Below are 4,915 nucleotides of genomic sequence, written 5' to 3'. Positions count from 1 at the left end.
ATATGAAACATATCGTTTTATAAAGATATATTGTATTTTTTGTTATTTGTACAAAAAAACCCTTTATTATGATAAGGCATCTGTTTAAGAATAATTGTATACAAAAAATAAATAAAAAAAAGATTAAAATTTTTCCTAATTCAAATCATAACGCTAACAATAGTCGCAGATAGAGTGCTGACTAAGGTTGCTCCGTATAGGATTCTAATTTGCCGAGGCCATTTATTTTACTAAGGAAAAATCCAATCCAGCGAATAAAGAATGGTAAAATTTTAAAGTGCTGTAAAATACCGATTAAGACAGAGATAAATACAATTGGTAGTAAAACACTTAAAAAGAAGGACATTTCGCCTTTGTTTAATAAGCCGCCAAATACAAAGTTTACACCTGCCGCAGCATATTTTAATAACGCATTAAACAATTTTGAAATTGTTGTAATGAGGATTAGACCAACCTGTGTATTTAATAGTAGAAACGTTAAAATTAATTGTACAATAAGCATAAGAATGATTGGTTTGAACTTAATGTGTTTTCTGTTATTACTTGCTATAAAAGCAAGAAAAAATATAACAATAAGTCCGAGACAAAATGTGAAAAATTTTATAGTGCTCCTTATAAGTGACTTTGTATATAGGTTTTTCATTTCAAAGGAGAATATGCAAGAAAGGAAGAGATAAGATGAATATTACCGATGTTCACCACGTTGCCATTATTTGTTCCAATTATGAAGTATCAAAAAAATTCTATACAGAAGTACTTGGTTTTCAAGTTTTACGTGAAGTATATCGAGAAGAAAGGGAATCATATAAGTTGGATTTGTGTATTGGGAATACATATCAAATTGAATTATTCTCATTTCCAAACCCTCCAAAGCGTACAAGCTTTCCTGAAGCAGCAGGACTAAGACACTTAGCGTTTTCTGTTTCATCTATAGAAGAAGCTGTGTCGCATTTACAACAGCACGGTATACAAACGGAAAGCATTCGAATTGATGAGATAACTGGAAAGCGTTTTGTATTTTTTCAAGACCCAGATGGCTTGCCCCTTGAATTATATGAGAATTGAAACTCCCATCAGTGGGGGTTTTTCTTTGTCCGCTACGGAATAAAAATTTGTGAAATTTATACAGGTTTTCTTGTGAGGAAATGAGAGAAAAATAAAGAAAGCTAAACTTATCTTACGGGAGGTGTAACTTTAGCTGCCTACAGCTAAGGGCGATATTTGGAAATAGGAAATTTAATACTAGTTGCAGCTTTAATTGCGTTAACGGGCTTTTTTGTTGCAATTGAATTTGCGATTGTGAAAGTACGCAGTAGCCGCATTGATCAACTTGTTGGAGAAAAAAAGCGGGGAGCAGTAGCGGCGAAAAAAGTGATTTCTCATTTGGACGAGTATTTGTCAGCGTGCCAGTTTGGGATTACCATTACGGCACTAGGACTGGGGTGGTTAGGTGAACCAACTGTAAAACATGTATTAGAGCCTGTATTAATTACACTTCATATCTCTCCTCCAATCGCCAATACTGTATCTTTTATTATTGCATTTGCAGTTATTACGTTTTTTCATGTTGTAGTTGGGGAATTGGCACCAAAAACATTTGCAATTCAAAAAGCAGAGCAAGTCAGCCTGTTGTTTTCAAAGCCATTGATATATTTTTATCGCATTATGTATCCATTTATTTGGACATTAAATCATGCAGCTCGTTTTGTGGCAAGTTTATTTGGTTTAGAACCCGCTTCTGAACATGAAGTAGCGCATTCAGAGGAAGAACTCCGTCTCATTTTATCAGAGAGTTATGAAAGCGGAGAAATTAATCAAGCAGAGTTTAAATATGTAAATAATATTTTTGAATTTGACAATCGTCTTGCGAAAGAGATCATGGTGCCGCGGACAGAAATTGTTGGATTATATGCGGAAGATTTATTTGAAACACATATTGAAATTATTCGGCAAGAAAAATATACAAGATATCCAGTATTTGGGGAAGATAAAGATGAAGTAATCGGAATGGTGAATGTGAAAGATTTCTTTATCCGTTATATGGATGGAGAAAAACAAGAAGCCAAATCAATTACGACGTATACAAGACCGGTTATTGAAGTAATGGAAAACATTCCAATACATGATCTACTGTTAAACATGCAAAAAAAACGGATTCCGCTGGCCATTTTATATGACGAATATGGTGGAACGGCAGGGCTTGTTACGCTTGAAGATATTTTAGAAGAGATTGTGGGAGAAATTCGTGATGAATATGATGAAGATGAACATCCACCTGTTCAGCATATTAGTGACGATTGTAAAGTTGTTGACGGAAAAGTGTTAGTCAGTGAAATTAATGATTTGTTTGGTTTACATTTGAATGAACAGGATGTAGATACAATTGGAGGATGGTTAATGATGCAAGGACAACCAATGGCAGAGGGCGATATGATTGTTGTTGGAGAATGGGCATTTACTATTCTTGAAAAAGATATGCATCAAATTAAGCGAGTAGAGATTAAAAAAATGGAAACGAAAGAAAAAGGCTGATGAACGAGTCATCAGCCTTTTATATTAGAAAATATTAAACACTGCGTTAAGTTGAAGCAAGCTAATAATCAATAAGAAGATTAAGCTATATTTCATTGTCATTTTAAATAGCTCTGATTCTTTACCAACGATTCCAACTGCCGCACAAGCTACAGCAACTGATTGTGGTGATACCATTTTTGCCATTGTACCGCCTACTACGTTTAAGGCAACGAGAGTAGAAGGAACGATATCTAATTGAGCGGCTGTAACAGCTTGAAGAGGTGCAAATAGAGAGCCGCTGGATACTACAGAACCAGTTAAGAATACGCCAATCCAACCTAAGATTGGAGAAAGAATAGGGAATGCATCACCAGTAGATGATAAAGCTAATCCAAGAGTTGAAGACATACCAGAATAGTTTGTTACGTATGCTAATGCAATTACGCTACAGATTGTATAAATTGGTGTTTTTAACTCTTTTAATGTTTCAATAGTTAATTCTTTTACTAACTTACCGCTTACACGGAATACAAGTAAAGATACGATAATTGCAAGTACAATTGCAGTAGTTGTTGATGAGAATACATCTAACTTAAAGATTGCTGGAAACGGTGTATTTGCTTTAACGATTGGCGCTGTTTTAATTACGTGATTGTGCAGGCCAGGTACTTGAAGATTCCATACTAAGTTACTTAATGCACCATTTGGAAGGAATAAGGCTTTTACTGGTTTTAAGTTGAAAATTGTTACAAATGCAGTTAAGAATACAAATGGTGACCAAGCGTATAAAATTTGTTTCATTGTATAACTATGTTTTTCTTGTTTATTTGCTTTCTCTTTTGTTGAAGATTTTGGTTGCCATACACGTAAGAATAATGCTAATGCGATCATGCTGACTACAGCTGCGAAAATATCAGTAAGTTCTGCACCAAGGAAATATGTTACAACGAATTGAGTAATAGCGAAAGAACCGCCGCTTACAACAATACCTTGCCAAGTTTCTTTAATTCCTTTGAAACCATCAACGATTGCAACAAGTAAGAATGGTAAGACGAAACTAATAAATGGTAAAATTCCAACTGCATGACGACCAACAGTTAATGCGTCAAGTTGTGTTAATTGAGCTGGTACTGTAACTGGAATACCCATTGCACCCATTGCACCGCCGGCAATGTTAGCAACTAAACAGATACCCGCTGCTTTTAATGGATCAAATCCCATACCTACAAGTAATGCTGCTGTAATAGCAACTGGTACACCAAAACCTGCTGCACCTTCTAAGAAAGCACCGAAAGAATAAGCAATCAATAATACTTGAAGACGAGGATCGCTTGTAATGCTAGAAATACTATCGCGAATAACATTAAATTGTTCAGTTTTTACAGTTAGTTTGTAAAGGAAAATGGCTGCGATAACAATTGTACAAATTGGATAAAATCCAGCGGCTACGCCAAATGCAGCGGAGGATACAGCCATAGTTGCTGGCATTTTATAGACGAAAATAGAAAGAATAATAGCTAAAATAACACTATAAAATCCAGATACGTATCCTTTCATTTTAAAGACTGTTAAACATAATACGAAAAATAAAATTGGTATTGCGGCTACAAGTGCTGATAGCCAAATGTTGTGTAATGGGTCGTAAATTTGTGTCCAAGTACTCATAAGTCTGACATCTCCTATATATAATTTGTGAGTTTCTTCACATTTATTTGTGAAATGATTCACAATCAACTTACATTTTTAGTATAGTCCCCCTCAGCACTATTGTCAACGTGGAAAAGGATAATTATTCCGTGAGATTGTTAACTGTAATAATTCCGCTACATTTTATGAAGAAATTGGAATAACTATTGCTACTGTACAGCAAAGAGTGTATACGGGTAGGATATGCTATATGTTCTTTATATATTCTTGGTTTATCAGCGTAACATGGATTGATTTTTTGAAAATGAATCATTTTAATACACGAAACGGAGAGTGGCGACTCCTGCGGGAATAGCGAGGAAAGTGAGACCCCGCAGGCTTGCCGAGGAGTGGGGTGTAGATCTATATGTTACCCCTGTCTTTTGGTGATGAACCTTATTTTTTCATGATTTGTAAAGATATTTATGAAGAAGCAGGAGAATGATCAGGGAATACCAAATAGTAAAAGTGATATACAAAAAATATAACAAAAAGGTTGAGAAAATTATTTTCGAAAGCAAGGAACTGCTTTGTAGATACTTTGCTTTTTGTCTTAGCCGTATAGTATAATATTCAGACATCAAAAGAGAGTTTTCTCTCTATATAAAGGAGGAATGTGGTTTTTATTAATAGGAAGTAATTGAATATAGAATGGAATAGTGAATAAGAAATATAAAAATAACACATGTATAAATATAAAATAAATAGAAAAAAT

At 34.5% G+C, this 4,915-nt stretch carries 3 protein-coding genes and 1 pseudogene; 2 read left to right on the top strand and 2 right to left on the bottom strand.

The genetic code is table 11. From position 1 onward, the window contains the following. Nucleotides 1-196: 196 nt before the first annotated feature. Nucleotides 197-604 (bottom strand): annotated as a pseudogene (locus V7024_RS13605) (Na+ dependent nucleoside transporter N-terminal domain-containing protein); the annotation flags it as partial. Nucleotides 605-678: 74 nt separating this feature from the next. Here V7024_RS13605 and gloA2 point away from each other — a divergent pair. Together gloA2 and V7024_RS13595 are read left to right on the top strand one after the other, a co-directional pair. Then, entirely contained in the window at nt 679-1,065 is a 387-nt protein-coding gene (gene gloA2 / locus V7024_RS13600; RefSeq protein ID WP_335520853.1) for an SMU1112c/YaeR family gloxylase I-like metalloprotein, read from the top strand. Nucleotides 1,066-1,221: 156 nt separating this feature from the next. Then, nucleotides 1,222-2,532, top strand: coding sequence for a hemolysin family protein (locus V7024_RS13595; RefSeq protein WP_335520850.1), 1,311 nt, complete (start codon nt 1,222-1,224; stop codon nt 2,530-2,532). A 24-nt stretch (nt 2,533-2,556) separates the two neighbouring features. Here V7024_RS13595 and V7024_RS13590 read toward each other — a convergent pair whose 3' ends face one another. Further along, the gene (locus V7024_RS13590) at nt 2,557-4,179 is read right to left on the bottom strand and encodes a lactate permease LctP family transporter (protein WP_335520848.1); all 1,623 of its coding nucleotides are present in this window, start codon (nt 4,177-4,179) and stop codon (nt 2,557-2,559) included. Nucleotides 4,180-4,915: the final 736 nt, after the last annotated feature.

Source organism: Bacillus sp. JJ864 (assembly GCF_036963045.1).
Classification (GTDB): Bacteria; Bacillota; Bacilli; order Bacillales; family Bacillaceae_G; genus Bacillus_A; species Bacillus_A pseudomycoides_C.
This window is presented reverse-complemented; position numbering and strand designations above follow the sequence as displayed.

Excerpts from the sequence above, each read along its gene's own strand:
- gloA2 (WP_335520853.1), top strand. The coding sequence starts at position 679 with ATGAATATTACCGATGTTCACCACGTTGCCATTATTTGTTCCAATTAT.
- V7024_RS13590 (WP_335520848.1), bottom strand. The coding sequence starts at position 4,179 with ATGAGTACTTGGACACAAATTTACGACCCATTACACAACATTTGGCTA.